The sequence below is a fragment of the Achromobacter kerstersii genome (genome assembly GCF_902859595.1).
In the GTDB taxonomy this organism is placed as follows: Bacteria; Pseudomonadota; Gammaproteobacteria; order Burkholderiales; family Burkholderiaceae_B; genus Achromobacter; species Achromobacter kerstersii.
In genome coordinates, this window is the sequence record NZ_CADIJQ010000001.1 from 1,697,852 (window position 1) to 1,724,075 (window position 26,224).

At 64.6% G+C, this 26,224-nt stretch carries 21 protein-coding genes; 10 read left to right on the forward strand and 11 right to left on the reverse strand.

Annotation, left to right across the window (positions count from 1 at the left end; all coding sequences use genetic code 11):
- Nucleotides 1-65 precede the first annotated feature (65 nt).
- Together HV765_RS07380 and HV765_RS07385 are read left to right on the forward strand one after the other, a co-directional pair.
- Nucleotides 66-2,186: a 5'-nucleotidase C-terminal domain-containing protein gene (locus tag HV765_RS07380; RefSeq protein WP_175169265.1), complete on the forward strand. Its 2,121-nt coding sequence runs from the start codon at nt 66-68 to the stop codon at nt 2,184-2,186.
- A gap of 264 nt (nt 2,187-2,450) precedes the next feature.
- Entirely contained in the window at nt 2,451-3,671 is a 1,221-nt protein-coding gene (locus HV765_RS07385; protein ID WP_054425204.1) for an MFS transporter, read from the forward strand.
- A 104-nt stretch (nt 3,672-3,775) separates the two neighbouring features.
- Here HV765_RS07385 and HV765_RS07390 read toward each other — a convergent pair whose 3' ends face one another.
- From HV765_RS07390 to HV765_RS07410, 5 genes are read right to left on the reverse strand one after another with little or no spacing between them, the layout of a single operon-like run.
- On the reverse strand, nt 3,776-4,534 hold the full coding sequence (locus HV765_RS07390) for an iron ABC transporter ATP-binding protein (RefSeq protein ID WP_175169266.1): 759 nt from the start codon (nt 4,532-4,534) through the stop codon (nt 3,776-3,778).
- Entirely contained in the window at nt 4,531-5,466 is a 936-nt protein-coding gene (locus HV765_RS07395) for an iron chelate uptake ABC transporter family permease subunit (protein WP_054425605.1), read from the reverse strand. The genes HV765_RS07390 and HV765_RS07395 overlap by 4 nt, the downstream gene beginning before the upstream one ends.
- 52 nt (nt 5,467-5,518) lie before the next feature.
- A complete protein-coding gene (locus HV765_RS07400) occupies nt 5,519-6,511 on the reverse strand; it encodes an ABC transporter permease (RefSeq protein ID WP_175169267.1) in 993 nt (330 codons plus the stop codon).
- A 40-nt stretch (nt 6,512-6,551) separates the two neighbouring features.
- Nucleotides 6,552-7,502: a siderophore ABC transporter substrate-binding protein gene (locus tag HV765_RS07405; RefSeq protein WP_082387146.1), complete on the reverse strand. Its 951-nt coding sequence runs from the start codon at nt 7,500-7,502 to the stop codon at nt 6,552-6,554.
- A gap of 50 nt (nt 7,503-7,552) precedes the next feature.
- Complete coding sequence (locus HV765_RS07410; protein ID WP_175169268.1) at nt 7,553-9,574, reverse strand: ligand-gated channel protein; 2,022 nt, start codon at nt 9,572-9,574, stop codon at nt 7,553-7,555.
- 211 nt (nt 9,575-9,785) lie between these two features.
- Here HV765_RS07410 and HV765_RS07415 point away from each other — a divergent pair, with 211 nt between their 5' ends.
- Nucleotides 9,786-10,502 carry a response regulator transcription factor gene (locus tag HV765_RS07415; protein ID WP_054425197.1) on the forward strand — a complete coding sequence of 239 codons (717 nt, stop codon included), beginning with the start codon at nt 9,786-9,788 and terminating at the stop codon, nt 10,500-10,502.
- The gene (locus tag HV765_RS07420; RefSeq protein ID WP_054425194.1) at nt 10,499-11,896 is read left to right on the forward strand and encodes a sensor histidine kinase; all 1,398 of its coding nucleotides are present in this window, start codon (nt 10,499-10,501) and stop codon (nt 11,894-11,896) included. The genes HV765_RS07415 and HV765_RS07420 overlap by 4 nt, the downstream gene beginning before the upstream one ends.
- Before the next feature lie 10 nt (nt 11,897-11,906).
- Here the strand turns inward: HV765_RS07420 and HV765_RS07425 are convergent, their stop codons facing one another.
- From HV765_RS07425 to HV765_RS07440, 4 genes are all read right to left on the reverse strand, one after another.
- Complete coding sequence (locus tag HV765_RS07425) at nt 11,907-14,183, reverse strand: TonB-dependent receptor domain-containing protein (protein ID WP_175169269.1); 2,277 nt, start codon at nt 14,181-14,183, stop codon at nt 11,907-11,909.
- 211 nt (nt 14,184-14,394) lie between these two features.
- Entirely contained in the window at nt 14,395-15,210 is an 816-nt protein-coding gene (locus HV765_RS07430; protein WP_175169270.1) for a TatD family hydrolase, read from the reverse strand.
- A 39-nt stretch (nt 15,211-15,249) separates the two neighbouring features.
- Nucleotides 15,250-15,954, reverse strand: a complete 705-nt coding sequence (gene lolD, locus HV765_RS07435) for a lipoprotein-releasing ABC transporter ATP-binding protein LolD (RefSeq protein ID WP_054425190.1) — start codon at nt 15,952-15,954, stop codon at nt 15,250-15,252.
- Nucleotides 15,947-17,179 carry a lipoprotein-releasing ABC transporter permease subunit gene (locus HV765_RS07440; RefSeq protein ID WP_245636394.1) on the reverse strand — a complete coding sequence of 411 codons (1,233 nt, stop codon included), beginning with the start codon at nt 17,177-17,179 and terminating at the stop codon, nt 15,947-15,949. Before HV765_RS07440 ends, lolD begins: the two co-directional genes overlap by 8 nt.
- Nucleotides 17,180-17,417: 238 nt before the next feature.
- Between HV765_RS07440 and HV765_RS07445 the strand changes: the two genes are divergently transcribed.
- A complete protein-coding gene (locus HV765_RS07445) occupies nt 17,418-18,452 on the forward strand; it encodes a hypothetical protein (protein ID WP_175169271.1) in 1,035 nt (344 codons plus the stop codon).
- Nucleotides 18,434-20,134 (forward strand): single-stranded-DNA-specific exonuclease RecJ, encoded by a 1,701-nt coding sequence (recJ, locus tag HV765_RS07450; RefSeq protein ID WP_054425184.1) that lies wholly within the window; start codon nt 18,434-18,436, stop codon nt 20,132-20,134. The genes HV765_RS07445 and recJ overlap by 19 nt, the downstream gene beginning before the upstream one ends.
- Nucleotides 20,135-20,212: 78 nt before the next feature.
- On the opposite strand, the gene HV765_RS07455 is transcribed toward recJ, so the two are convergent.
- Entirely contained in the window at nt 20,213-21,523 is a 1,311-nt protein-coding gene (locus HV765_RS07455) for an MFS transporter (RefSeq protein ID WP_054425182.1), read from the reverse strand.
- Nucleotides 21,524-21,786: 263 nt separating this feature from the next.
- Here HV765_RS07455 and prfB point away from each other — a divergent pair.
- From prfB to HV765_RS07475, 4 genes are all read left to right on the forward strand, one after another.
- Nucleotides 21,787-22,891, forward strand: a protein-coding gene (gene prfB, locus HV765_RS07460) for a peptide chain release factor 2 (RefSeq protein WP_175169272.1) whose coding sequence is annotated in 2 segments (ribosomal slippage) — nt 21,787-21,867 and nt 21,869-22,891 — 1,104 coding nt in all. Because the reading frame shifts where the segments join, the coding sequence is not laid out codon by codon here.
- A 41-nt stretch (nt 22,892-22,932) separates the two neighbouring features.
- Nucleotides 22,933-23,688: an SDR family oxidoreductase gene (locus HV765_RS07465; RefSeq protein WP_054425178.1), complete on the forward strand. Its 756-nt coding sequence runs from the start codon at nt 22,933-22,935 to the stop codon at nt 23,686-23,688.
- Nucleotides 23,689-23,698: 10 nt separating this feature from the next.
- Nucleotides 23,699-25,222: a lysine--tRNA ligase gene (gene lysS, locus HV765_RS07470; RefSeq protein ID WP_054425176.1), complete on the forward strand. Its 1,524-nt coding sequence runs from the start codon at nt 23,699-23,701 to the stop codon at nt 25,220-25,222.
- Between the two features lie 24 nt (nt 25,223-25,246).
- Nucleotides 25,247-25,576 (forward strand): preprotein translocase subunit TatB, encoded by a 330-nt coding sequence (locus HV765_RS07475; RefSeq protein ID WP_175169273.1) that lies wholly within the window; start codon nt 25,247-25,249, stop codon nt 25,574-25,576.
- A gap of 7 nt (nt 25,577-25,583) precedes the next feature.
- Here HV765_RS07475 and HV765_RS07480 read toward each other — a convergent pair whose 3' ends face one another.
- Nucleotides 25,584-26,222, reverse strand: coding sequence for a TetR/AcrR family transcriptional regulator (locus HV765_RS07480; RefSeq protein ID WP_054425172.1), 639 nt, complete (start codon nt 26,220-26,222; stop codon nt 25,584-25,586).
- Nucleotides 26,223-26,224 lie beyond the last annotated feature (2 nt).

Sequence of the window (26,224 nt, forward strand, 5' to 3'; positions counted from 1 at the left end):
GTGTCACGCCCAGGTCACACACTGTCCCCAAAATCGATTTCCTTCATGACACGGAAGGAAAGACAGTGAAGCCACACGTACGAAAACTGTTTGCGGTATCCGCCAGCGTGCTGCTCCTGACCGGCCTGGCCGGTTGCGGCAACGATGATGATGACGACGACGACATCGGCGCGGTCACGCCGCCCGCGGCCAGCGTGCCGCAAGGCGCGGCATTGGACGTTGCGATTCTGGCCACGACAGACCTGCACGCCAACGTGCTGGGGTACGACTACTACAAGCTGGCCGAAGACAAGAGCTACGGCGTGGATCGCACCGCGACGCTGATCGCCAACGCCCGCAAGCAGCACGCCAACACGCTGCTGTTTGACAACGGCGACACCATCCAAGGCACCGCGCTGTCCGACTACCAGGCGCTGGTCTCGCCCGTGCAGTGCTCGGACATGATTGCCGTCTATAAGCAGATGAAGCTGCTGGCCTATGACGCCGGCACGATGGGCAATCACGAATTCAATTACGGCCTGCCCTTTTTGTCGCAGATCACGAACGTGGACTTCGGCCTGGCCGGCATTGGCAAAGGCACGGCGCAGACCAACCCCGCAGGCGCGCGCGATTGCGCGGCACCGGGCTTTCCGTTCGTGTTGGCCAATGTGGTGTCGGCCGCCAGCAAGCAACCCATCTTCAAACCCTGGGTGGTGCTGGACAAGACGTTCAAGGCCACGGACGCCAGCGGCAAGACCATCGATGTGCCGTTGAAGGTGGGCGTCATCGGCTTTGCGCCGCCGCCCATTCTGCAATGGGACAAGGCCAATCTGGAAGGCCATGTCGAGGTCACGGGCTGGAAGGAGACCGCGCAACGCTATGTGCCCGACATGAAGGCCGCGGGCGCGGACATCATCGTGGCGCTGGCGCATGGCGGTATCGACATGAAGACGGCGTATAGCCCGTCGATGGAAAACGGCGCGGGCTACCTGAGCCAGGTGCCGGGCATCGATGCACTGATCACCGGCCACCAGCACTTGCTGTTTCCCGACACCAGCACGACGTCTCAATTCGCGGGCCAGCCGGGCATTGATCTGGCCAAGGGCCTGATCAACGGGGTGCCTGCCGTGCAGGCCGGCCAATGGGGCAACAACCTGGGTCAGATCACGCTGAAACTGGCGTATGACAAGGGCTGGCAGGTGCAGAAGGACGCCACGACGGTCTCGCGCATCTCGACGCGCCTGACCGCGCAAAGCGGCACCACGCCGGCCACCTACGTGGCGCCCGACGCCGCCGTGCAGCAGCTGGTGCAGGCCGAACACGCCGCCACTATCAACTACGTGAAGACGCCCATCGGCCAAAGCCAGTTCGACATGGCGACTTATTACGCGTTGACGGGCGATGTGTCGGCGTTGCAGATCGTGAACATGGCGCAGATCGACTACCTGACGGATTACATCGCGAAGAACAATCCGTCGTACGCCAGCCTGCCTATTCTGTCGGCCGCCGCTCCTTTCAAGGGCGGGCGTAACGGCCCGGGCGACTTCACGTTCGTGAAGCAAGGCAATGTGGCGATCAACAATGCTGCCGACCTCTATCTGTATCCCAACACGCTGCAAGTGGTGCGCGTCACGGGTGACACCGTGCGCCAGTGGCTGGAGAAGACGGCCGAACAGTTCAAGCAGATCGACCCCGCCCAGGTCGCGCCGCAAGATCTGGTGGACACAAGCTTTCCCACGTTCAACTTCGACGTGCTGTACGCCGCGGGCAATGCGCTGAAGTACGAGATAGACGTCAGCCAACCCAAGGGCTCGCGCATTTCGGGGCTGACGTACCAAGGCGCACCGCTGGACCCAGCCGCGCAGTTCCTAGTGGTGACCAACAACTACCGCGCAAGCGGCGGCGGCGACTTCCCCGGCCTGGCCGGCGGCAAGGGCGACATCGTGCTGCAAGCGCCGGACGCCAGCCGTGATGTGCTGATCAGCTACATCAAGAAGAACCCGACGCTGGATCTGGCCACCTATGGGCTGGACCGCAGCTGGCGCTTCAAGCCGCTTGCCACGTTGGCCGGCCCGGTGGTGTTCTGGTCGGTGCCTGGCACCGTGGCGATGGCCGCCGCGCATGGCGTGACGAACGTGTCCGTGTACGACGCCACGCCTGACGCGACCACGCAATTGTCGCGCTACGCGGTGGATCTCAGCCGGTAGCCCGACCTATCGGCGGGGCGGCGAGGAAGGCGGGGTGTTGCGGGCGGGGCATTGCGGGCGGGGCGTTGCAGGCGGGGCGTTGCAGGCGGGGCGTTGCGGACAGGGCGTTGCGGGCTGCCCCCCTTCGCGGTCGAGGCGCCCCGCCCCGCCTGATGACCCAAGCTTGTAAGCATGGTCAATGCCGACACAGACAAATGACAGCTTTCGGTGCTTACAATAGCGCTGTTGCGCCGCAACATCCGCCGAATCTCCCCTAGTCCATTCATGTCTCACCCCTCTTCTACGCAGCACCGGCCCGCGCTGGTGCTGCTTGCTCTGGCTGTCGGCAGTTTCGCCATCGGAACCACCGAGTTCGCCACGATGAGCCTGCTGCCCTATTTCTCTCAATCGCTGGGCATTGATGCGCCCACCGCGGGCCACGTCATCAGCGCCTATGCGTTGGGGGTGGTCGTTGGCGCGCCCATTCTTGCTGTGCTGGGCGCCAGAATGCCGCGCCGCCGCTTGCTGATTGCGCTGATGGCGCTGTTCGCCGTCGGCAACGGCTTGAGCGCCATCGCCCCCAATTACCACTGGATGCTGTTCTTCCGCTTTCTTAGCGGCTTGCCGCATGGCGCGTACTTCGGCATTGCATCGCTGGTGGCCAGTTCGCTCGTGCCCGCCAACCGGCGCACGATGGCCGTGGGCCGGGTGTTTCTGGGGCTGACCGTCGCCACCATCGTGGGCGTGCCGCTGGCCAACTGGCTGGGCCAGGTGATTGGCTGGCGCTGGAGCTTCGGCCTGGTGTCGTTGCTGGCGGTGCTGACGATGATCAGCGTGGCCATCTACGCGCCCGACACGCCCGCCGACCACAAGGCCAGCCCGCTGCGCGAATTGAGCGCGCTGGGCCGCGGCCAGGTCTGGATCACGCTGGCGATCGGCGCCGTGGGTTTTGGCGGCTTGTTCTCGGTCTACACGTATCTGGCCGACACGCTCACCGCCGTCACGCAGGTGTCGCCGTCGGTGGTGCCGTTCGTGCTCAGCGCGTTTGGCGTGGGCCTGACCGTGGGCAATATGGTGGTGCCGATCTTTGCCGATCGCGCCGTCATGCGCACGGCCGGCCTGCTGCTGGTGTGGTCGGCCGTGGTGCTGGCGCTGTTCCCGCTGATGGCGCACAACGTCTGGCTGATCACGCTGAACGTGTTCCTGGTGGGCGTGGGCGGCGCGTTGGGCACCGTGCTGCAAACCCGGCTGATGGACGTCGCGGGCGATGCGCAAGGCCTGGCCGCGGCCCTGAACCACTCGGCCTTCAACACCGCCAACGCGTTGGGCCCGTTACTGGGCGGCCTGGCGATTGCCGCGGGCTATGGCTGGACGTCGACCGGCTGGGTCGGCAGCCTGCTGGCGCTGGCCAGCTTGCCCTTGTGGCTGTGGGCCGTCTTGCTGGAACGCCAGCATCGCGCCGCGCGTCGCAGCGGGCTGGTCGCCAGCACGGAATCGGCGCGCTGAGTTTGCGCGCAGTCTTAACACCCTGGCGGAACGCGCTGCCTGAGCGCGCTGCCTGAGCGCACTGCGCTCACGATCCGGCGGGGTGGGCTACGCCCGCCCTGCCCCTACCGGTAATACACGCAGATCCGCTTGCCGCCGATCTCGTGCACGTCGATGGGCAATTCATACAAGGGGCTCAGCACCTCCGGCCGGATCAATGCATCCGGCGTGCCTTGATGCGCGATCTTGCCTTGCCGCATCGCCACGATGCGGTCGGCGTAGGTGGACGCAAAATTGATATCGTGCAGCACCAGCACCACCGTCTTGCCCAGCTCATCCGCCGCGCGGCGCAGGGTGCCCATCATGGCCACCGCGTGCTTCATGTCCAGGCTGTTCAGCGGTTCGTCCAGCAGCACGTAGCGCGTGTCCTGGCATAGCACCATCGCCACAAACGCGCGCTGACGCTGTCCACCCGACATCTCATCCAGATAGCGGTCTGCCAGCGGCTCCAGGTTCAAATAAGCAATGGCGCGGTCGATGTGGGTCTTGTCGTCCAGCGTGAGCCGGCCGCCCGTGTGCGGGTAGCGGCCAAACGCGACCAAGTCCTTCACCGTCAGCCGCAAGGGTAGATGGTTGTCTTGCCGCAAGATGGACAGGCGGCGTGCAAGCTCGCGGCTGTCGGCCTTCGTCACGTCCAGCCCATCCACCTGGATCTGGCCCGCCGATAGCGGCAGCAAGCGGCTGACCATCGACAGCAAGGTCGATTTACCCGCGCCGTTTGGCCCGATGATGGCGGTGACGCCATTGGCCGGCAATTGCAAGCTGACGCCATCAACGACCACGCTGTCGCCGTACTGCTTGCTGACTTCGGTTATTTCAATCATCGGCGCCCCTTGCGCAAAATCAGGACGAGGAACATCACGCCGCCTACGAATTCGATCACCACGCTGACCGTGGTGTTCAGGCCCAGCACGCGTTCCAGCAGCGTCTGGCCGCCCACCAGGAAGATGATGCTCAGCATCGTGGCGGCGGGAATGGTGTGCTTGTGCTTGTCAGAACCCATCGCCTGATACGCCAGGTTGCTGACAAGCAGGCCGAAGAACGTCACCGGCCCCACCAGCGCGGTAGACACCGACACCAGCACGGCGATGGCGCCGAGCGTCAGCATCAGGCTGCGGCGATAGTCCACGCCCAGGTTCACCGCAATCTCGCGGCCCAGCGCCAGCACGTCGTAGCGATGGCGCATGCGCCAGATCACCAGCGTGGCCACACACACGGCGGCAAACGCAATCGGCAAGAGCGACACGCGCACCGAATTGAAGCTGGCGAACATGCGGTCTTGCAGCACCAGAAATTCGTTGGGGTCGATCAGCCGCACCATGAAATTGGACAGGCTGCGAAACAGCAGCCCGAAGATGATGCCCACCAGCATCATCAGGTGCAGGCTGCGTACTGCGTCTGAAAACAACCAGCGAAACAGCAGGCACGCAAACGCCGTCATGGCGCAGACTTCCAACAGGAACGCCGCCACGGGGTGGTTCGCTGCCGTTGCGGCCTGGCCGAAGCCGAACACCACGACGGCCTGAATCAACAGGTACAGCGCGTCAAAACCCATGATGGCGGGCGTCAGGATGCGGTTGTGCGTAATCGTCTGGAACAGCACCGATGACACAGCCACGGCATACGCCACCAGCAGCATCGCAATCAGCTTGCCGCCGCGAAATGGAATCACGAACGACCACTGGCCGTTGGCGCCCAAGGTCATGAACGCGGCCACGCACGCCAGCGCGGCGGCGGCCAGCCAGAACAAACGCATCGGTTGGGGCGGGATTTTCGTCGCGCGCAGCGCGGAGGCGGCTTTCACAAGTTCAGCCAAGACGGTTCCTCCGCAGGCGCAGCAGACACAGGAACAAGATGCTGCCAAGCACGCCCACAACGGTGCCGATAGGGATTTCGTAGGGATGAATCACCAGCCGGCCGATGATGTCGCAGGCCAGCACGAAGACGCCGCCCAGCCCCGCCACCCAGGGAATGGATCGACGCATGTTGTCGCCCAGAATCAGGCTGACGGCGTTGGGCACGATAAGGCCCAGAAAAGGAATGGCGCCCGCCGTCACCACCACCACGGCCGAGATGGCCGATACGATCAGCAGGCCCACCAGCGTCAGGCGCGCATGGTTCAGGCCCAGGTTGGACGCGAACTCGCGGCCCATGCCCGCCACCGTGTAGCGGTCGGCGGCGGCGTAGGCCGCGCAGGCCAGCGCGAAACCAATCCACAGCAATTCATAGCGCCCGCGCAACACGCCCGAGAAATCGCCCGTAGTCCAGGCGTGCAGCGATTGCAGCAGGTCAAAGCGAAAGGCCACGAAGGTGGTCATTGCATGAATGACGCCGCCCAGGATCAGCCCGATCAAGGGCACGATGAACGGCGTGCGCAGCGGCACGCGGCGCAAGAGCGCCAGGAACAGCAAGGTGCCGGCCAGCGCGAAGGCGGTGGCGGTGAGCATCTTGCCGATCACTGGCGTGTCGGGCGCCAGCAAGGTGACGACCAGGATGCCCAGCGTGGCGGACTCGACGGTGCCGGCCGTCGTGGGTTCGACGTAGCGGTTGCGCACCAGCATCTGCATGATCAGCCCGGCCACCGCCAGCGACATGCCGGCCAGCAGCAAGGCCAAGGTGCGTGGCACGCGGCTGACCATCATCAGGCGCCAGGCGCGTTCGGCGGCATCGCCCTCGCCCCACAACGCCGTCAATGACAGCTGCCCCGCGCCCAGGCTGACGCTGGCCGCGCACAACAGCACCAGCACCAGCAACACGACGGCCAGGCCGCCCCAACCGCTAATCGTCTGCCGCCAGCTCACAGGCGGCCTTCCCTCGCTTCCCACGTTTCCCGCACTCCGCTTACTTTCCTTGTGCCAACGCCGCAGTGATGTCGTCCACGTTCTGCTGCATCGCCGTCAGCCCGGCACTGCCCAGCAAATACCAGTTAAAGCCATTCAGATACACCACCCGCTTGTTCTTCCACGCCTTGGTCGGGCGCACCAGATCGTTGTCCAGCATGCGCTGGGCCGACACGCCTTCTCGGCCGATGGCGGCATCGCGGTCGATCACGAACAGCCAGTCGGGGTCGGTCTGGGCAATGAACTCGAACGAGATCGCCTGGCCGTGGTTCGACACGTTCAGGCCGGGTGCGGCGGGCTTGACGCCAAAGGCGTCGTGGATCACGCCAAAGCGCGAGCCGGGGCCATAGGCGCTCATCTTGCCGCCCGTGGTCAGCACGATCAACGCGGTGCCGGCCGAGCCGGCCTTGTCGTGCAGCGTCTTGATCGATGCCTGCAAGGCCGCCAGCTTCTGCTTGGCCTCTGCCTCTTTGCCGTACAAGGCGGCCAGCGTTTCGGTGTTGCGCGTGACGCTGCCGACCAGGTCCTTGGCGTCAACCGTGAGGTCGACCGTGGGCGCCAGCTTGGACAGCTCGTCGTACTTGGGCGCCGAGCGGCCCGCCACGAAGATCACCTGCGGCTGCGCGGCGTGGATCACTTCGTAGTTGGGTTCGAACATGGAACCCACTTTCAGATAACGCTCATCGGCGTACTGCGCCAATTGCGGCGGCCACTTGGCAACGGCAGGTACGCCCGTGGCTTCAACACCCAGCGCATGCATCGTGTCCAGCACGGCCAGGTCCATCACCACAGTCTTGGCGGGGTTGGCCGGCACGGCGGTTTCGCCGCGCGCATGTTTGACAGGCACCGTGGTTTGCGCGGCGCAGACGGTCGTCGCGGCGCCCAAGGCCAGGGCGGCGGCAACTTGCAGCAACCCGCGGCGGGCACAGCCCGTTTTTCCTTGCTTCGTCATAGAAACCTCTTCGTGTTGCGGGGGACGCAAGCGCCCCCCTTTCCTGAAACTTAGAACTTCACGCCGACGCCCAGCCAGTAACGGCGGCCGTCTTCCACGTATGCGTAGTCGTCATACGTGACTTGCTTGTCGAACAGGTTGTAGATGCCGGCGTACACCGACACGGTCTTGTTCACCGCGTACGACGCGCCCATATCCACAAAGGTGTAGGACGGCGCCACCACCGACGACGACGAGGCGCCGGTTGTCGGCTGGCTTTCCTTGCCGCGATAGTTCACGCGCGCCCAGGCTTGCAGCGCGTCGGACGCTTCCCAGTTCACCGTGGTGGTGAACAGATGCTTGGGCAACTGGTTCAAGGGCTCGCCCTTGTACTGGCCCGACTTCTGTTCCGACTTGGTGAGCGTGTAGCTGCTGGTCAACGACCAGTCACGCGCCAACGGCAGCTTCATGCTGGCTTCCACGCCGCGCGACACCGCCTTGTCCACGTTCATGTAGGTGGTGGGGTTGGAGCCGAACTGGTTGGGGCCTTCCGTGCACTGCGACAACGGGCAAGCCACGCGGGTGATCTTGTCCTTGAAGTCGTTGTTGAAGACGGTCAGGCCGGCGTTGAAGCCTTCGCCGTCGTCATACAGGATGCCGATTTCTTCAGTAACCGACTTCTCGGGTGTCAGGTCGGGGTTGCCATACATGTTGCCGCCGCGGCTGACCTGGCCCCAGCCCGCCACCGTCTGGCGCAGGTCCGGCGCACGGAAGCCCGTAGACACGCCACCCTTCAACGTCCAGCGCTCCGCCATGTGCCACACGCCGTACAAACGCGGGCTGAAGTGCGTGCCGAAGTTCTCGTCTTCGTCCATGCGCAGGCCGGCGGTCAGCGCGAAGCTGTCGGTCAGGCGCCATTCGTCTTCGGCGAACAAGGCCCACTGGTAGCGGTCGATCTTGCTCGGGCCGCCCGACAACTGATTGCCGGTTTGATCGTTCAGGCGCTGGCTGAGATACGTGCCGCCCAAGGTCAACATGTGCGAACCCAACGGCAGCGTCCAGCTCGATTGCAGGTTCAGGTTCTTGACCTTCATTTGCCGCGAACGGTTGTCGAACTCTTCCTGCTGCACATAGCTGTCCGACACGGCCCAACCCCAGCGGCCGGTATGCGACAGCGCCCACTTGTTGCTGCGATAGTCCGTCTGGGCCGATGCCGGGCAGCCGTTACGCCCGCAGGCCTCGCCCGGCGCCAGCGGCGCAACCGTCTTGCCCAGCGTTTCCTGGATTTTCTGGCGCATCGTGGTGGCTTCCAGCACGATGTCGTGGTCGCGGTTCGGCGTGAGCGCAAGCTTGGCGGTCACGCTATCCGAATTGCGCTTGCGGAAGCCGTCGACGATGTTGTCTTCATCGCGCTGCGAGGCCTGGCCATAGATCTGCAAGCCCAGCAAATCGTTCTTGATCGGGCCCGCCAGATAAAAGTTGCCCTGGTAGATGTCGCCCGATTTGCTGCTTTCCTGAATGGTCGTATCCATGCGGATCTCGCCATGCCATTCCTTGGGCACCTTGCGCGTGATGATGTTGATTACGCCGCCCATGGCATCCGAGCCATACAGCGACGACATCGGGCCGCGCACCACTTCAATGCGTTCGATGGCGGCAAGCGGCGGCGTCCAGCCGCCTTCGACGCCGGAAGAATCAGAGTTGGTACGGGTTTCGCGGGAGCTCTGGCGCTTGCCGTCGATCAAGATCAGCGTGTATTGCGGGCCCATGCCGCGCAGCGAAATGTCCTGACGGTCGCCGCCGCCGGTAATGATGACGCCCGGCACGTCGATCAGCGCGTCATTCACGTCGCGGTAGAACTTCTTGTCCAGATCTTCGCGGGTGATCACGCTGATGGACGCCGGCGCATCCTGAATCTGCTGCTCGAAGCCGCTGGCCGTCACAACGACGGTTTCCAGGGTCTTGGCCGAACTGTCGTTTTGCGCCCAAACGGCCGCCGGGCTCATGCCCAAACCGGCCGCGCACAGGGCCGCCGCCAGTTGCGTACGCGACACCGTGACGCGCCCGCCCAAGGCCAGATCTTTGCTGCTCATGATTCCGCTTTCTCCCGTACCGGACCCTGCCGCACCCCACGTGCAACACCGGGCCCACCTCTTATTTCTTAATGAAAACTATTCTCATATTAGAATTGAGGCTGTCGGAATCCGGCAAATGCCTTTCCGCAACTTTTACTTTCTTCGCACTTCTTGACACTTGGAAGTTCGGCCATCAGCCAAACTGCCGGGTGCGGAACACAGATAACGGATGCTTTTCTCACACACAGCGGTTACGCGCCGCATCCTCCTGATCGACGACGATGTCGAGCTGGCTCAGATGCTGCGCGAATACCTCGAACCCAATCACTGCCTGCTGACACTGGCCCACACCGGCGCGCAGGGTCTTGCCCTGCTGGCGCAAGACGACTACGACCTGGTGCTGCTGGACCTGATGCTGCCCGACGGCAATGGCCTGGACCTGCTCAAGCAATACCGCGCGCGTTCGCGCCGGCCCGTGATCATGTTCACGGCCCACGGCAGCGAGACCGACCGCGTGCTGGGGCTGGAGTTCGGCGCCGACGACTACCTGGCCAAGCCGTTCAGCCCACGCGAACTCAAGGCCCGTATCACCGCCGTGATGCGGCGCTTTGAAGAAGTGCCCGAGACCACCAAGCCCTGCCTGACGCTGGGCGCGTTGTCGCTGGACCCGGCGTCCGGCCGTGCACGATTGGGTCAGGAAGAAGTCCTGCTGACCGGGGCCGAACAGCGCATCCTGGAACTGCTGATGCGCGTGCCTGGCCAAGTGGTCGCGCGTGAGCAGATCGGCATGTACGCCTTGGGCCGCCGCCCCGAACGCTACGACCGCAGCATCGACACCCACATCAGCACCTTGCGCAAGAAGCTGCGCCTGGATGCGTCCGGCGACACGCTGTCGATCCGTAACCTGCGAGGGCTGGGCTACGTGCTGGCGGGCGCGGCAGCATGAGCTGGCCGCTGCCCACGCGGTCCCTTTTCTGGCGCGCCTTTCTGACCTTCTGGTGCGCCATGGCGATCATCCTGGTGTGCGGCATGCTGTTCACCGCCACGGTTGCCTGGTATCGCATCAACTCGCTGGATGGCTTGAACCCCGCCAGCCTGACCCAAGACGCCCGGCAGGTGGCGCGCATCCAGGGCAAGGAGGGCCTGACGCGCTGGGTCGAGGCCATGGATCAGCGCTATTCCGCGCTCAAGATCTACGTGCTGGACACGCGCGACACCGAAATTCTGGGCCGCACCCTGCCCACGCGCATGCACGATTGGTTGGGCGCCTATCGCGCGGCCTCGGACCCTGCCCCGCACGCAGACTACCCGCAACCCGATGCCGTCAGCGAACGCGTGTCGTGGTGGCAACCTCAATTGCTGGTGCTGCCGGATGGCTCAGAGTTGCTGATGCTGTTCCTGCCGTTCGACTCTTCGCACTGGGAAGTGTTGGGGCTATCACCCGTGGCGCTGGCCTTGCTGCTGTTTGCGCTGGCCGTGACGGCGCCTTTTTGCTGGGCGTTGACGCGGCACGTCACCGCGCCACTGACGCAGCTGCGCCACGCCACCCAGGCCTTGGCGGCGGGCCGGCTGGATGCCCACACACCGCCCAAGCTTGCCAGGCGCAAAGACGAACTGGGCTTGCTGGCGCGTGATTTCAACGCCATGGCCGACCGGCTCAAGGCCTTGGTCGATACGCGTGAACAACTGCTGCACAACATCGCCCACGAATTGCGCTCGCCGCTGGCGCGCTTAAGGCTCGCGTCTGAACTTGCGCGGCGCAAAGACGAACGTCAAGACGTGCAGCTGGATCGCATTGAACGCGAATGTGAACGCCTGGATGCGCTGGTGGGCAATACCTTGCGGCTGGCTCGTCTGGGCGCGTTGCCCGAACCCAGCGATACGCTGGACCTGACCGCCATCGTGTCCGACGTGGTGGACGATGCGCGTTTCGAGGCCGACGCGCTGCACGTGCGCATCACCTGGGAAGCGCCCGCACCGGTCATGGTGACGGGCGAGCGCGACAGCTTGTCCAGCGCGATTGAAAACGTGCTGCGCAACGCCTTGCGCTTCGCCCCCGCGCACAGCGCCATCCGGGTGCGGCTGCTGATCAGCGCGCGTGAAGCCTGCCTGGAAATCGAAGACCGCGGGCCGGGCGTACCGGCGCAAGATCTGGAGTCGCTGTTCGAACCGTTCTACCGTGTGGCGTCGGACAAGAACACCGCGGGCTCCGGCGCGGGGCTCGGGCTGTCCATCGCCCAAGCCGCCATCGCCGCGCACAAGGGGCGGATATCGGCGCGCAACATGTCTCCGCAAGGCCTGAGCGTTCGGATGGAGCTGCCGCGCCAATCTTCGACATAACCCCGGCAATTTAGAACGTGATGTTCGCCGACACCCACAGGCGGCGGCCTTCCAGCACCTGGCGGTACGAGTTGGCCCAGTTCGCATTGGCGGCGGGCTCGCTCGTGCCGATTTTGGTCGGCCCGTAGTTGACGAAGTTCTTGTCGAACAGGTTGAACACCGACGCCGACAGCGTCACGTTCTTGTTGACCACATACGAGCCGCCCATGCTGGCCAGCCAGTACGGGTTGTAGAACACCTGTTCCTTCTCCCAGTTCATGTCATTGAACTGCTTGGCGCGATACTCGCCGCGCACCCAGGCGTTGAACTGGTCGTTGATGCGCCAGTTCAGGCCCAGGTTCAAGCTGTGGCGAGGCTGCGAACCCAGCGGCTGGCCTTGCTTGGCGCCGGAGGTGACTTCGCTGGCGGTCAGCGTGTAATTGCCGTTGAACGACACGCCGCCATAAAGCGGAATCCTGCCGCCCAGCTCAAAGCCCTGGATGGTCGCGGTGTCGATGTTCACGCGCTGCGAGAAGTTCGCCACCGGTATGCCGTTGCGCTCCCATACGCCCAGGTCCAGGCAGCCCGGCGCGGGGCCGCCCACCGCCAGGCAGTTCGGCACGTTCTGGCTGTCGATCTTGTCTTTGAACTTGGTGTGGAAGGCGGTCAGATTGCCGGACAGGCCTTCGCCATCGTCAAACAGCAAGCCCAGTTCCGACGAGGTGCTGCTTTCCGGCTTCAGCTGCGAATTGCCCAGCAGCGGCATGGTGCCTTGCGCGCCCAGGCCGATGATGCCGTCGGTCATCAGGTTGATGTCGGGCGTCTTGTAGCCCTTGCTGACGCCGCCCTTGACCGTCCACATCGGCGTGGCGTTCCACACCAGATAGCCGCGCGGACTCCACTTGCCGCCGAACTGTTCGTTGCGGTCGTAACGGGCGCCCGCCGTCAATGCCAGGTCATCGACAATGCGCCATTCGTCTTCCGCGAACAATGCCCATTGATACTGGCGCAGGTTCAGCGGCGCGGACACCAGCGTGTCTTTGAAGTGCTGCTCGCGCCACTGGCCGCCCAGCGTCAGGTTGTGCCGGTCGTTGAACAGCGGCATCGTCCACTTCGTGTCCAGCACCCAGTTGTCGTATTCCAGATCGCGCTTGTCGCCGTCCGTCGGCTTGCGGGGCGCGTTCATGGGATTGGTGCGGCCGATGGTTTCGGTGGTGTCGTACACAAAGCTCGTGTCCGAGCTGATGGAATTGCCGTATCGGCCCAGATGCGTCAAGGCATAGCGCTGACGGTTGAACTTCATTTCGGGTTCGTAGCCGCCGCCTTGGCGGTTGGGCGCAATACTGGTGTTCAGCGTGCCGAGTTCGCCATTGGCGTTGTCATACGTCTGCCAGTAGCTGTCCACGTCCAGCAGAACGTCGTGATTGCGGTTCGGCGTCAGCGACAGGCGCAGCCCAACGTTCTGCTGCGTGCTGTCGCCAAGGCCGGAGAAGCTGGCGATGTCGCCGGTGTAGTTGCCGCTGTTGTACTCGGCCTGATTGACGGGGTAGCTGCCGTTGGCGCTCAGGCGGCGATAGTGGCCGCCGCGCAAGGTCAGGCCCAGCTTGTCGGTCTTGATGGGGCCGCTCAGGTAGAACGCCGCGCCGTAGTTGTTGCCGAAGGTGTTGTCGCCCTGCGCCGTGCCGTCCAGCGTGATCTGGCCCATCCAATCCTGGCTGACCTTGCGCGTGATGATGTTGATGACCCCGCCCATCGCATCCGACCCATAGAGGGTGGACATGGGGCCGCGCACCACCTCGATGCGCTCGATGGCGGCCATCGGCGGAATGAAGTTGGTGTCCACGTCGCCAAAGCCGTTCGGGCGCGCGCCCGAGCTGTTCTGGCTCATGCGCTTGCCGTCCACCAGCACCAGCGTGTAGTCGCTGGGCAAGCCGCGGATGCTGATGTTCATGCCGCCCGCCTTGCCGCCCCGCTCGACCGTCACGCCTTCCACGTCCGACACCGCATCGGCCAGATTGTGAAAGGGCTTGGTCTCCAGCTGCTCTCGCGTGATCACCGAAATGGATGCGGGCGCGTTCTTGATGTCTTGCTCGAAGCCGGAGGCGGTCACCACCACGGTGTCCATTTGCGCGACACCCATGGTGTCTTCCTGGGCGCCCGCGACAGGTTGCGCATGCGCGGCGCCGATCGTTGCCAGCGCCAGCGTCAGGGGCAAAGTCAGGGGCAAAGCCAGCGGCAATAGACGGAAGGAATGGGAAGGTGAACGACGAGCTCGAACGGAGCCGTGGATGCTGTGAAGAGTCGACATAGGGAATCAAAGGGAACCGCCCGAACAGGGCGGCGCGCATTGCGCTGATTGATAATTTCAATGAACGGCAATGATATTCATTCCTAATATGTCATTCAACTTTTTGTCAGCATTTATTCAGTTTTTAGACAGCTTTGAGAAAAATCTTAGAAATGTGATGCATCCGCACGACAACTGACGTTATCGCGCAGGCAACATTCAGGGACGGATTTCAGTCGTCAGCGAGAATCGCGGCCGGCAAACGCGGCAACACCCGCATGGCGTTCGCGGTGGTGACGTGCGCCACCTGGGCGGCCGTGATGCCGCGCAGCTCGGCCAGCACCTGGGCGATGCGGGCCAACTCCCCCGGCCGGTTGCGGCGTTGCGGGGGGTGCAGCCAGGCGGGCGGAATGTCTGGCGCATCGGTTTCCAGCACCAGATGCGACAAGTCGACGTCCACCGCGTGGCGGCGGATCTGCAAGGCGCGCTCGTAGGTCATGGCGCCGCCCATGCCCAACGCAAACCCCAGATCAATAAAGGCCTGCGCCTGCTGGGCGCTGCCGTTAAAGGCGTGCGCGATGCCGCCGATGCGGCCATGGCGGCGCAGATACTTCAGCAGAATGTCTTGCGAGCGGCGCACATGCAGCAGCACCGGCAGCTTGAATTCGGCGGCCATCGCCAACTGTGCGGCGTAAAAGCGTTCCTGCTTTTCGCGGGGTTCGCCCGAAGATATCTCGGGCACGAAGAAGTCCAGGCCGATCTCGCCAATGGCGACAAAGCGCGGGTCGCCTAGCGACGCTTTGATGGCTTCGCGCAGCGCGTCCAGATCGGAATCAGCGGCGCGCTGTACGTAAAGGGGATGGATGCCCAGCGCGTAGGCGCCGCCTGCCACTTCGGCCGCCATGTTTCGCACGATGTCGAAATTGGCGCGTTCGATGGCGGGGATGACGATGGATTGGACGCCGGCCTCGCAGGCATGGTCGGCCACCTGCTGGCGGTCGGCGTCGAACTCTGCAGCGTCCAGATGACAGTGGGTGTCGATCAGCATGGGCGTGGCCTCCTGTTGCGGATTATCCACCCGCATCCCTTATCCCGATACCAGGCGGCCGTTTTCCATCAGCAATTGGCGGTCGGCACGGCCAGCCAGCTCCTGGTCGTGGGTGACGATGGCGAACGCCGTACCCGATTCCTGATTCACCTGGGTCAAGAGTTCGAACATCTTGTGCGCGGTGTTGCGGTCCAGGTTGCCCGTGGGTTCGTCGGCCAGCACGCAGACCGGGCGCGTCACCAGCGCGCGCGCAAGCGCTACCCGCTGGCGTTCACCACCCGACAGCTGACCCGGGAAATGGTCTTGGCGCGCGGCCAGGCCCACCAGCGCCAGCACCTCGCGCGCGGCCTCGCGGGCCTTGTCACGGTTCTCGCGGCGCACGATAAGCGGCATCGCCACATTGTCCAGCGCCGAAAATTCCGCCAGCAGATGGTGGAACTGATAGACAAAGCCCAGGCTGCTGTTGCGCACGGCGCTCTTCTTGGCTTCGGACAGGCCAACTGCCAATTGGCCATCCACCGACACCGACCCGCTGGTCGGCACGTCAAGCAAGCCCAGGATATGCAACAAGGTGCTCTTGCCCGAACCTGATGCACCCACAATGGCAACCATCTCGCCACGCGCGACAGACAGGCTGACATTGCTGAGCACTTCGATGCGGGCGGGGCCCTCGTCGTAGACCTTGACGATGTTCTCGGCCTGCAGCGCAGGAGTCAGGGCGTCAGCGTTTTGAATCTTAATCATGGCGCAGCACCTGAGCCGGTTGCAGACGCGAGGCGCGCCAGCTGGGATACAGCGTTGCCAGCAGCGACAACACCAGTGACGTCAGGCCAATCGTGATGATGTCGCCCACTTGCGGATCAGACGGCAAGGCGCTGATGAAATAGACCTCGCGCGGCAGGAAATGCACGCCCAGCAGACGCTCGATGAACGGCACGATCACGTCCACGTTGTAGGCAATGACGATACCGCCCGCCACCCCCAGCAACGTGCCGATCACGCCGATCAGCGCGCCTTGCACCAAGAAGATGCGCGCCACTTCGCCCGGCCCCGCGCCCAAGGTGCGCAAGATGGCGATGTCCGATTGCTTGTCCTTCACGGCCATGACCAGCGACGACAGCAAGTTGAACGCCGCCACCGCCACGATCAGCGCCAGGATCAGGAACATCATGCGTTTTTCGGTTTGCACGGCGGCGAACCAGGTGCGGTTGTTGCGCGACCAGTCGCTGGCCATCACGTAGGGCGGCAGCACTTTTTTCAGTTCGTTGGCCACTTCGGGGGCCTTCTGCATGTCGGCGATACGCAGGCGCACGCCGGCCGTGCCGTTTTCGCGGAACACGCGCGCGGCGTCTTCGTTGTCAACGAACGCCAGCGACGAATCGTATTCATAGTGGCCCGACGAGAACACGCCAACCACGGTGAACTGGCGCATGCGCGGCGCGAAACCGGCGGGGCTGATCGAGCCTTGCGGGGCCATCATCAGCAGCGTGTCGCCCAGCTTCACGCCCAGGCCATCGGCCAGTTCGTTGCCCAGCACCACGCCGAAGCCGCCCGCCTTCAGGTCGGTCAGCTTGCCCGACACCATCTGGCGCGGCAGGTCAGATACGTTGCCTTCCGTGGCAGGGTCGATGCCCCGCACCTGCACGCCTCGCAACGCTTGCCCGCGCACCAGCATGCCCTGCGCGGCCACGAATGGCGCACCGGCCTTGACCTCGGGATTTTTCTTGGCGGCGTCAGAGAACTGCTGCCACTGCTCCAGCACCCGTTCGGGCAAGGCCCCGGGTATGTAGAGTTCGATGTGCGGCAGCACCGACAACATGCGGTCGCGCACTTCTTTTTGGAACCCGTTCATCACGGACAGCACGACGATCAGGGCGGCGACGCCCAGCGCGATACCGGCCATGGAGCTGGCGGCGATGAAGGAGATGAAGCGATCGCGGCGCCCGCGTCGCTGGCGGATTCGGGCCAACCCGGCATAGCGGGCGCCTATCCATAGTTCGTAGGGTATTTTCAGCACGTGCGCATTATGGCATTAACGGCCCGACAATCGCGCCGCGAATGTGCGGTTCCACGACCAGCCGTTTCAACCTATGGCAGGCGCTGGCACGCCTTAGTTCCCGGGCTTCTTTCGCGCGCCTTTCGCGGCGTCCTTCCCCACTACATTGCGTGCCTGCGTCCCCGCCCCCGCCCGGACTACAATCCCCGCCATGCTGATCGTCATTCCGGGCGCCTTGCCCGCCCTACCCGTGGCCGCCGAACTGGCCAAACTCCTGCCCGAACGCGCGCCCACCCTGCACAGCTGGCTGCAAGCGGGCGCCGCCCGCCCGGCCGCCTTCGATGCGCGCGCCCACGGCTGTACCGCCTTTGAGTCCTGGCAGTTGAACCGCGCCGGCTACACCGCCGAACCCGGTCTGCTGCAAGGCGCGGGCCTGGGCCCGCTGCTCGCGGCCGGCCAAGCCCCGGCGGGCGACCCTGCGGCAGGCGATCCTGCGGCGGGCGGCCCTGCGGCAGCGGGTGCTGCGGCAGGCGCTCCTGCGGCAGGCGCTCCCGCGGCGGGCGCCCCCGTCTGGCTCGCCGAACTGGTGCACCTGGCACTGGGGGCCGATCAGGCCAACCTGCTGGACCCGGACCAGATGGACCTGCGCCCCGAGGAAACCGCTGCCCTGCTCGACACCGCTCGTTCGCTGTTCGACGGCACCGGTTTCACGGTCCAGGCCTTGTCGCCGCAGCGTTGGCGGCTGACGCTGCCCGACGGGCTGCGGCCGCAGACGGCTTCACCCCACGTCGTGGCCGGCCACCGGCTGAATGAGTGGTGGCGCCAGGATGCCGACATGCGTCCGTGGCGCCGGTTGCTGAATGAAATACAGATGGCGTGGCACGAACACCCCGTCAACGACGACCGCGCCGCCCGCGGGCTGCCCCCCGTCAACGCCTTGTGGCTATATGGCGGCGGCAGGCCCTGGCCCATCGTGCCGGCCGGCCCTGAACGGGTGCTGACCGGGCTTGACGCCCCGCAACGCGCAGGCGACTGGTCCGCCTGGCTGGACGCGTTGGCTGAACTGGACGCGCAGCACCTGCGTCCGTTGGCCGGCAAGCAGGGTGTACCGGATACGCCCACTGACCTGCTGCTGTTGGGCGACGACCGCCAAGTCGCCCTGACCCTGAAACCGCGTGGGGGCCTGCTTGGCTTGCTGCCCGCGCCCAAGAAAAACTGGAGCGCCTGGTGGTCTCACCCCGCTTAACGATACGCCCCGCTGACCTGGACGCCTGCCGCGTTCTGGAAGCCTCGGGCATTCATCCTCTGCTGGCCCGCCTGTGGGCCTCGCGCGGCGTCACCCATCCCGACCAGACCAAGCTGGCTTGGCCGTCGCTGCTGCCGCCCGCTGGCCTGACGCATTCGGCGCATGCCGCCGGCGTCCTGGCCGACGCCATCCAGGCCGGCAAGAAGCTGCTGATCGTGGCCGACTATGACTGCGACGGCGCCACCGCCTGCGCGGTCGGCCTGCGCGCGCTGTCCGCCATGGGCGCGGATGTTGACTTCCTGGTGCCCAACCGCTTCGAGACTGGCTACGGCCTGTCGCCTGCCGTGGTGGACCTGGCCGTCACGCACCGCAGTGGCAAGCCCGACATCATCATCACCGTCGACAACGGCATCGCCAGCGTGGACGGCGTGGCCGCCGCCAACGCGGCCGGCATCGGCGTGGTCATTACCGACCACCACTTGCCGGGCGACACCCTGCCCGACGCCCTGGCCATCGTGAACCCGAACCAGCCCGGCTGCGGCTTCCCGTCCAAGAACCTGGCGGGCGTCGGCGTCATCTTCTACATGATGCTGGCCTTGCGCGCCGAGCTGCGCCGCCGTGGCGTCTATGCCGCCGACGGCGGCCCGCGCCTGGATGCGCTGTCTGATCTGGTGGCGCTGGGCACGGTCGCCGACGTGGTCAAGCTGGACGCCAACAACCGTCTGCTCGTCACCCAAGGCCTGCAACGCATGCGCAGCGGCCGTCTGCAACCGGGGCTGCGTGCGCTGTTCGCCGTGGCCGGCCGCGAGCCGCGCAGCGCCAATGGTTTCGACCTGGGCTTCGCGCTGGGGCCGCGCATCAACGCGGCGGGCCGTCTGGCCGACATGAGTCTGGGCATCGCCTGCCTGACCACCGACGACGAAGCCCAAGCGCTGGAAATGGCGCGCGAACTCGACAACATCAACCGCGAACGCCGCACCATCGAAGCCGAGATGCGCGAGCAGGCGCTGGCCGCCATGGAAGAACCCAACGCGTCAGCGGGCGCCACGGTCTGCGTGTTTGACCCCGGCTGGCACCAGGGCGTGGTGGGCTTGGTGGCGTCGCGCTTGAAGGAGAAATTCTGGCGTCCCACGCTGGCCTTCGCCCCCGCGGGCGACGACGAAATCCGGGGTTCCGGCCGCTCGATTCCCGACGTGCATTTGCGCGACGCGCTGGATCTCGTGTCCAAGCGCCATCCCAACCTGATCCGCAAGTTCGGCGGCCACGCCATGGCAGCCGGCCTGACGCTGGGCCGCGAAGATTTTCCCGCTTTCGCCCCCGCGTTTGACGCGGCCGTGCGTGAGCTGACCGGGCGCGACACCTTCGAACCCGTCATCGAAACCGACGGTTCGCTGGAGTCCGGTTACGCCAATGCGGAAGTGGCCGGCATGCTGCAACAACAGGTGTGGGGCGCGGGCTTTGCCGCGCCGTTGTTCCTGGATGAGTTCACCGTGCGCAACCAGCGCCTGGTCGGTGAAAAGCACTTGAAGCTGTCGCTGGAACGCGGCCATCAACGCTTTGACGCCATCTGGTTCGGCCATGATCAGTCGCTGCCCGAACACATTCAGGCCGCGTACCGGCTGGAGCAAAACGTGTGGAACGGGATGGTGTCGGTGCAATTGGTGATTGAACACGCGGGGTGAAAACAAAACGGCGGGGGCTCGTAAAAGCCGCCGCCGGTGTTTTCCAACTGGCCCGAAGCATGACTCCGGGCCGCCCCGTTATTTATTCACCAGCTTGGCTGGCTGCGCCAGCGCCACCAGCGCGCCCACCACCAGGCAGCCTGACAGCATGTACAAGCCGGTGTTCGTCGTGCCGGTCATGTCCTTTAACCAGCCCACCAGATACGGGCTGACAAAGCCCGCCAGGTTGCCCACCGAGTTGATCAGCGCAATGCCGGCCGCCGCCGCCGTGCCACCCAGCAAGGCCGTGGGCAGGCTCCAGAACAGGGGCAGCACCGTGCAGATGCCGATGTTGGCCACCGTCAGCGCCAAAATCGCCAGCACCGTATTGCCGCTCCAGACGGCCGAGAAGAACAGCCCCACCGCGCCGAACAGCGCGGGCAGCGCCACGTGCCAGCGGCGTTCACGCAGCCGATCCGAATTGCGGGAAATCAAGATCATCCCGATCACGGCGAACAGGTTGGGAATTGCCGTCAATAAGCCAATCGCCAGCGGGCTTTGCACGCCCGTACTCTTGATCAGGCTCGGCATCCAGAAGCCCACCCCATACAACCCCATCACGAACGAAAAGTAGATCAGCGCCATCGCCCACACGCGCGGACGCGTCAGCGCGGCGCGAATCGGGGGGTCTTCCTTTTGCTGCTCTTCGGCCGCGATATTGCGGATCAGCACCGCTTTCTCGTTGGCGGTCAGCCACTTGGCTTTGTTGATGCGGTCATCCAGATAGATCAGCACCAGCACCCCGATCAACACCGACGGAATGCCTTCCAGCAGGAACAGCCACTGCCACCCCGACAAGCCGTGGTCGCCATGGAACGTGGACATGATCCAGCCCGAGATCGGGCCGCCGATCAGCCCGGACATCGGCACCGCCGTCATGAAGAACGTGGTGATGCGCCCGCGCCGTGCGGCCGGATACCAATAGGTCAGGTACAGGATGATGCCGGGGAAGAACCCGGCTTCGGCTGCGCCCAGCAGGAAGCGCAACGCGTAGAACATATGCACGCTGGTCACGAACATCATGCAGGCGGAAATGATGCCCCACGTGATCATGATGCGCGCGATCCAGATTCGCGCGCCAACCTTATGCAGAATGATGTTGCTGGGAATTTCGAAGATGAAGTAGCCGATGAAGAAAATGCCTGCGCCCAGCCCGTACACCGTTTCGCTGAACTGAAGCTCCTGCAGCATTTGCAGTTTGGCGAAGCCCACGTTCACGCGGTCCAGGTAGGCCACGACGTAGCACACCACCAACAGCGGCACCAGCCGCCAGCCTACCTTGCGGTAGATGCGGTCCTCCTCACTCGCCGGGATCGCCGGCGTGACCCCGGGGGTCATCGTGTTTTCCATCTATGTCTCCTGTCCTCTAGCGGGATAGGCCGGCTGCGTGCCGGCATCTTGCGGCCCCCGCCCCTGATCGGGGACGCAATGGCCGCTTTGTCTAGCCTAGAACCCACGGGTTGACAAAAAACTGAACAACTAAGGCTGATTCGCGTCATCCCCACGCAAACCCCTAGAGACCAATCCGTCCCTCTTCTTGCAACACGCGCCCGCGTAGTTGTTCCATCCACGGTAAAATGCCAGGTTTCGCACAAAAGTCATCAGGAATCATCATGGAAGCCGAACGTCAGAACCAGCTCGCAGCCCGCCTCGCCGATTACGCGGAGCGCGAACAGGCTCTACGGAGGTATCTTTGACTACGATGCCAAAGCTGAACGCCTGCACGTTGTAAACGCCGAGCTCGAAGACCCGGCCGTCTGGAACGACCCCAAGCACGCCCAAGACCTGGGCCGTGAAAAGAAAGCCCTGGAAGACGTGGTGGAAACGCTCACCGGTCTGAGCACGGGCCTGGCCGACGCCAATGAATTGTTCGAACTGGCCGCGGCCGACGACGACGATTCCACGCTCGAAGCCATTGAAGTCGACGCCGACGCTTTCCAGGCAAAGCTGGAAAACCTTGAATTCCGCCGCATGTTCTCGAACCCGGCCGACCCGTTGAACTGCTTCCTGGACATCCAGGCTGGCGCCGGCGGCACGGAAGCGCAGGACTGGGCGTCGATGCTGTTGCGCCAGTACCTGAAGTACGCCGAGCGCAAGGGCTTCAAGGTTGAAGTGCTGGAAGAATCCGAAGGCGACGTCGCGGGCATCAAGTCGGCCACCATCAAGATGGAAGGCGAATACGCCTTCGGCTACCTGCGCACCGAAACCGGCGTGCACCGCCTGGTCCGCAAGAGCCCGTTCGACTCCTCCGGCGGCCGCCACACGTCGTTCGCCAGCGTGTTCGTGTACCCGGAAGTGGACGAATCGTTCGAAGTTGAAGTGAACCCCGCCGACCTGCGCGTGGACACCTACCGCGCGTCAGGCGCGGGCGGCCAGCACATCAACAAGACCGACTCCGCCGTGCGCCTGACCCACATCCCGACGGGCATCGTCGTGCAGTGCCAGAACGACCGTTCGCAGCACCGCAACCGCGCCGAAGCCATGCAGATGCTGAAGTCCAAGCTCTACGAACTGGAAATGCGCAACCGCATGGCCGAACAGCAGAAGCTGGAAGACTCCAAGACCGATGTGGGCTGGGGCCACCAGATTCGTTCCTACGTGCTGGACCAGAGCCGCATCAAGGACTTGCGCACGAACGTTGAAATTTCCAACACGCAGAAAGTGCTGGACGGCGACCTGGACCCCTTCATCCAGGCCAGCCTGAAGCAAGGCGTCTAAGTTCCGCGATTTTTCCCCTCACCGTACCCAGAGGTCCACGAATGTCTGACACCATCGCAATCCTTACCGGCGCCTCGCGCGGCATCGGCGCCGCCATGGCGCGCGGCCTGGCCAAACCGGGCACGCGCCTGATCACGCTGGCGCGCCGCGAAGACCCCGAGCTGGCCGCCTATGCGCGGTCGCAGGATGTGCAGCTGGAACAATTGTCCGTGGACCTCTCGGACTTGAAGGCGGCTGAAACCGCGGCCGAACGCATCTGCTCGGCCCTGCCGCGCGACGCCAAACGCTATCTGCTCATCAACAATGCGGGCACGGTGCACCCCGTGACCGGCACCGACGCCCTGATCGACAGCGCGGCCATCACCGCCGCCTTCAATCTGAACGTCACCGCCGTCATGCTGCTGACCGCGCGCTTTTTGGCCGCCGTCGAAGACCTGAAGGCCGACCGCCGCGTGCTGAACATTTCCTCCGGCGCGGGCCGCAACCCGAACGCCGGCTGGGGCGTTTACTGCGCCACCAAGGCCGCGCTCGATATGTACTCGCGCGTGGTCAAGCAGGAACAAGGCGCCGACGGCGCGCGCATCGTCGCGCTGGCCCCCGGCATTGTCGACACCGACATGCAGGTCGCCATCCGTTCCAGCGACCCGGAAAGCTTCCCGGCCCTGGCCAAGTTCCAGGACTTCCACGCCACGGGCAAGCTGTCTTCGCCCGCCAATGTGGCCACCCGCATCCTCGCCTACCTGGATCGCGAAGATTTCGGCACGACCGAAATCGACGACATCCGCAATTACGACTGATCCCCCGACCATGACCGACCACTCGACCACTCCGGCCCCCGCCCAGGATGAAAACCGCTTGATCGCCGAACGGCGCGCCAAGCTGGCCAAACTGCGCGAAACCGGGGTCGCGTACCCCAACGATTTCGTCCCGGACGCCCGCGCCGCGGCCCTGCATGACAAGTACGACGGCGAAGAACAGGAAGCCCTGGCCGCCGCCGCCGTCACCGTCAAGGTCGCCGGCCGCATGATGCTCAAGCGCGTCATGGGCAAGGCCAGCTTCGCCACGCTGCAAGACAGCACCGGCCGCATCCAGATCTACCTGGACCGCGGCACGCTGGGCGAAGACAACTACGCCGCGTTCAAACAATGGGACATCGGCGACATCATCGCGATCGAAGGGTCGGTCTTCAAGACCAACAAGGGCGAACTGTCGGTGCACGCCGCCACCGCCCGCCTGCTGTCGAAGTCGCTGCGCCCGCTGCCCGACAAGTTCCACGGCGTGGCCGACCAGGAACTGCGCTACCGCCAGCGCTACGTTGACCTGATCATGACGGATTCCACGCGCCGCACGTTCGAAGCGCGCAGCAAGGCCGTGGGCAGCATCCGCCAGTTCATGCTGAACGCCGGTTTCCTCGAAGTGGAAACGCCCATGCTGCACCCGATTCCGGGTGGCGCGGCGGCCAAGCCCTTCGTCACGCACCACAATGCGCTGGACATGGAAATGTACCTGCGCATTGCGCCCGAGCTCTACCTGAAGCGCCTGATTGTCGGCGGCTTTGAACGCGTGTTCGAAGTCAACCGCAACTTCCGCAACGAAGGCGTGAGCCCCCGTCACAACCCTGAATTCACGATGATGGAGTTCTATGCAGCCTTTGCGGAATACCGCTGGCTCATGGACTTCACCGAAGAGCTGATCCGCCAGGCCGCCATTTCGGCCACCGGCAGCGCCGTGCTGACTTATCAGGAACGCGAGCTGGACCTGTCCAAGCCGTTCGACCGCCTGACCATCTGCGAAGCCATCCTGAAGTACGCGCCGGGCTACACCCAGGAACAACTGGACGACGCCACCTTCGTACGCGCCGAACTGAAGAAGCTGGGCGCGGACGCTGACGGCCCCGTGCTGTCGCGCGCCGGCCTGGGCGCGCTGCAACTTGCGCTGTTCGAAGAGACGGCCGAAGCCAAGCTCTGGAACCCCACCTACATCATCGACTACCCGGTCGAAGTGTCGCCGCTGGCGCGCGCTTCCGACACGCGCGAAGGCATCACCGAGCGCTTCGAACTGTTCATGACGGGCCGCGAAATCGCCAACGGTTTCTCGGAGTTGAACGACCCCGAAGACCAGGCCGAACGCTTCCGCTCGCAAGTCGAAGCCAAGGACGCCGGCGACGAAGAAGCCATGTTCTACGACGCAGACTACATCCGCGCGCTGGAATACGGCATGCCTCCGACGGGCGGCTGCGGCATTGGCATCGACCGCCTGGTCATGCTGCTGACCGACAGCCCCAGCATCCGTGACGTCATCCTCTTCCCGCACCTGCGCCGTGAAGACTAAAGGCCGCAAGGCCACGGCGGCATCATGATCTTCAAGATCCTGATGCTGCTGCTGGTGGTGGCGGGGCTGGTCTACTGGATCAAGCAACCCCGCCGCATCCAGCCGGGCTCGCAGGGCGCGTCTTATGCGCCCGTGCGAGCGCGACGTCCGGTATTCATTGCGCTGTGCATCGCCGCCGCGATCTCGGCCGTAGCGGCGCTGATGACCGCCCTGCTGTGGATGGGTGGCGTGGCGGGCGGCGTCACCGGTGGCGGCTATCACGGCGAAGCCGATTACCTGCTGACGGTGTCCGGGTCGCTACTGGCGCTGGCTGTCGCCTGCGCCGTCGGCGCCTTCCTCAAGCGCCGGGGCTAAGCCGCCGTTATGCGGCAACGGGCCACGCCCCCGCTCCTGCGGGCAAAGCCGGCAGCGACGCCAACAACATCGCATCAATGAACTCGGCAGGCGCAAGACGCCCGCCGGGCTTGTACCACTGCACCGTCAGGTTCATCGCCCCCAGCACGCAGCGCTTGATGACGCGTGCATCCCCCTGGAGCAGCCCCGCGTCCACCGCGCCCGCCACCGCTGACTGCCACATGGCTTCGTAGTGGTCGCTTAGCGCTTTCACGGCCGCCTGGCTGGGTGCGGACAAGCTGCGCCATTCGTACACCAGCGCGTTCATCGCATCGCCACCCGCGCCTTGCAGCATGCTCCACATGTGCACGCGGAACAGCGCCGCCAGACGATCGGCCGGGGCGTGGTATCGCGCCAGCGCGCGCTCGCCGCCATCGATCACTTCCTGAATGCCGTTGTTCATCACCGCCACCAGAATTTCTTCCTTGCTGCGGAAATGGTGAAACAAGCTGCCGGATTGCAGCCCGACCGCGCGCGCCAGTTCGCGCACCGTGGTGCGCTCATAGCCGTGCTTGCAAAAGAGCCGACCCGCCGTCAGCACCAGTTCGCGGCGGCGTTCGGAATCGGTGCCTTCGTCGCGCGGCACGGCGGCCACGGTCTTGGTCATGA

Excerpts from the sequence above, each read along its gene's own strand:
- HV765_RS07385 (WP_054425204.1), top strand. The coding sequence starts at position 2,451 with ATGTCTCACCCCTCTTCTACGCAGCACCGGCCCGCGCTGGTGCTGCTT.
- HV765_RS07390 (WP_175169266.1), bottom strand. The coding sequence starts at position 4,534 with ATGATTGAAATAACCGAAGTCAGCAAGCAGTACGGCGACAGCGTGGTC.
- HV765_RS07395 (WP_054425605.1), bottom strand. The coding sequence starts at position 5,466 with ATGCGTTTGTTCTGGCTGGCCGCCGCCGCGCTGGCGTGCGTGGCCGCG.
- HV765_RS07405 (WP_082387146.1), bottom strand. The coding sequence starts at position 7,502 with ATGACGAAGCAAGGAAAAACGGGCTGTGCCCGCCGCGGGTTGCTGCAA.
- HV765_RS07410 (WP_175169268.1), bottom strand. The coding sequence starts at position 9,574 with ATGAGCAGCAAAGATCTGGCCTTGGGCGGGCGCGTCACGGTGTCGCGT.
- HV765_RS07415 (WP_054425197.1), top strand. The coding sequence starts at position 9,786 with ATGCTTTTCTCACACACAGCGGTTACGCGCCGCATCCTCCTGATCGAC.
- HV765_RS07420 (WP_054425194.1), top strand. The coding sequence starts at position 10,499 with ATGAGCTGGCCGCTGCCCACGCGGTCCCTTTTCTGGCGCGCCTTTCTG.
- HV765_RS07425 (WP_175169269.1), bottom strand. The coding sequence starts at position 14,183 with ATGTCGACTCTTCACAGCATCCACGGCTCCGTTCGAGCTCGTCGTTCA.
- HV765_RS07430 (WP_175169270.1), bottom strand. The coding sequence starts at position 15,210 with ATGCTGATCGACACCCACTGTCATCTGGACGCTGCAGAGTTCGACGCC.
- lolD (WP_054425190.1), bottom strand. The coding sequence starts at position 15,954 with ATGATTAAGATTCAAAACGCTGACGCCCTGACTCCTGCGCTGCAGGCC.
- HV765_RS07445 (WP_175169271.1), top strand. The coding sequence starts at position 17,418 with ATGCTGATCGTCATTCCGGGCGCCTTGCCCGCCCTACCCGTGGCCGCC.
- HV765_RS07455 (WP_054425182.1), bottom strand. The coding sequence starts at position 21,523 with ATGGAAAACACGATGACCCCCGGGGTCACGCCGGCGATCCCGGCGAGT.
- HV765_RS07465 (WP_054425178.1), top strand. The coding sequence starts at position 22,933 with ATGTCTGACACCATCGCAATCCTTACCGGCGCCTCGCGCGGCATCGGC.
- lysS (WP_054425176.1), top strand. The coding sequence starts at position 23,699 with ATGACCGACCACTCGACCACTCCGGCCCCCGCCCAGGATGAAAACCGC.
- HV765_RS07475 (WP_175169273.1), top strand. The coding sequence starts at position 25,247 with ATGATCTTCAAGATCCTGATGCTGCTGCTGGTGGTGGCGGGGCTGGTC.
- HV765_RS07480 (WP_054425172.1), bottom strand. The coding sequence starts at position 26,222 with ATGACCAAGACCGTGGCCGCCGTGCCGCGCGACGAAGGCACCGATTCC.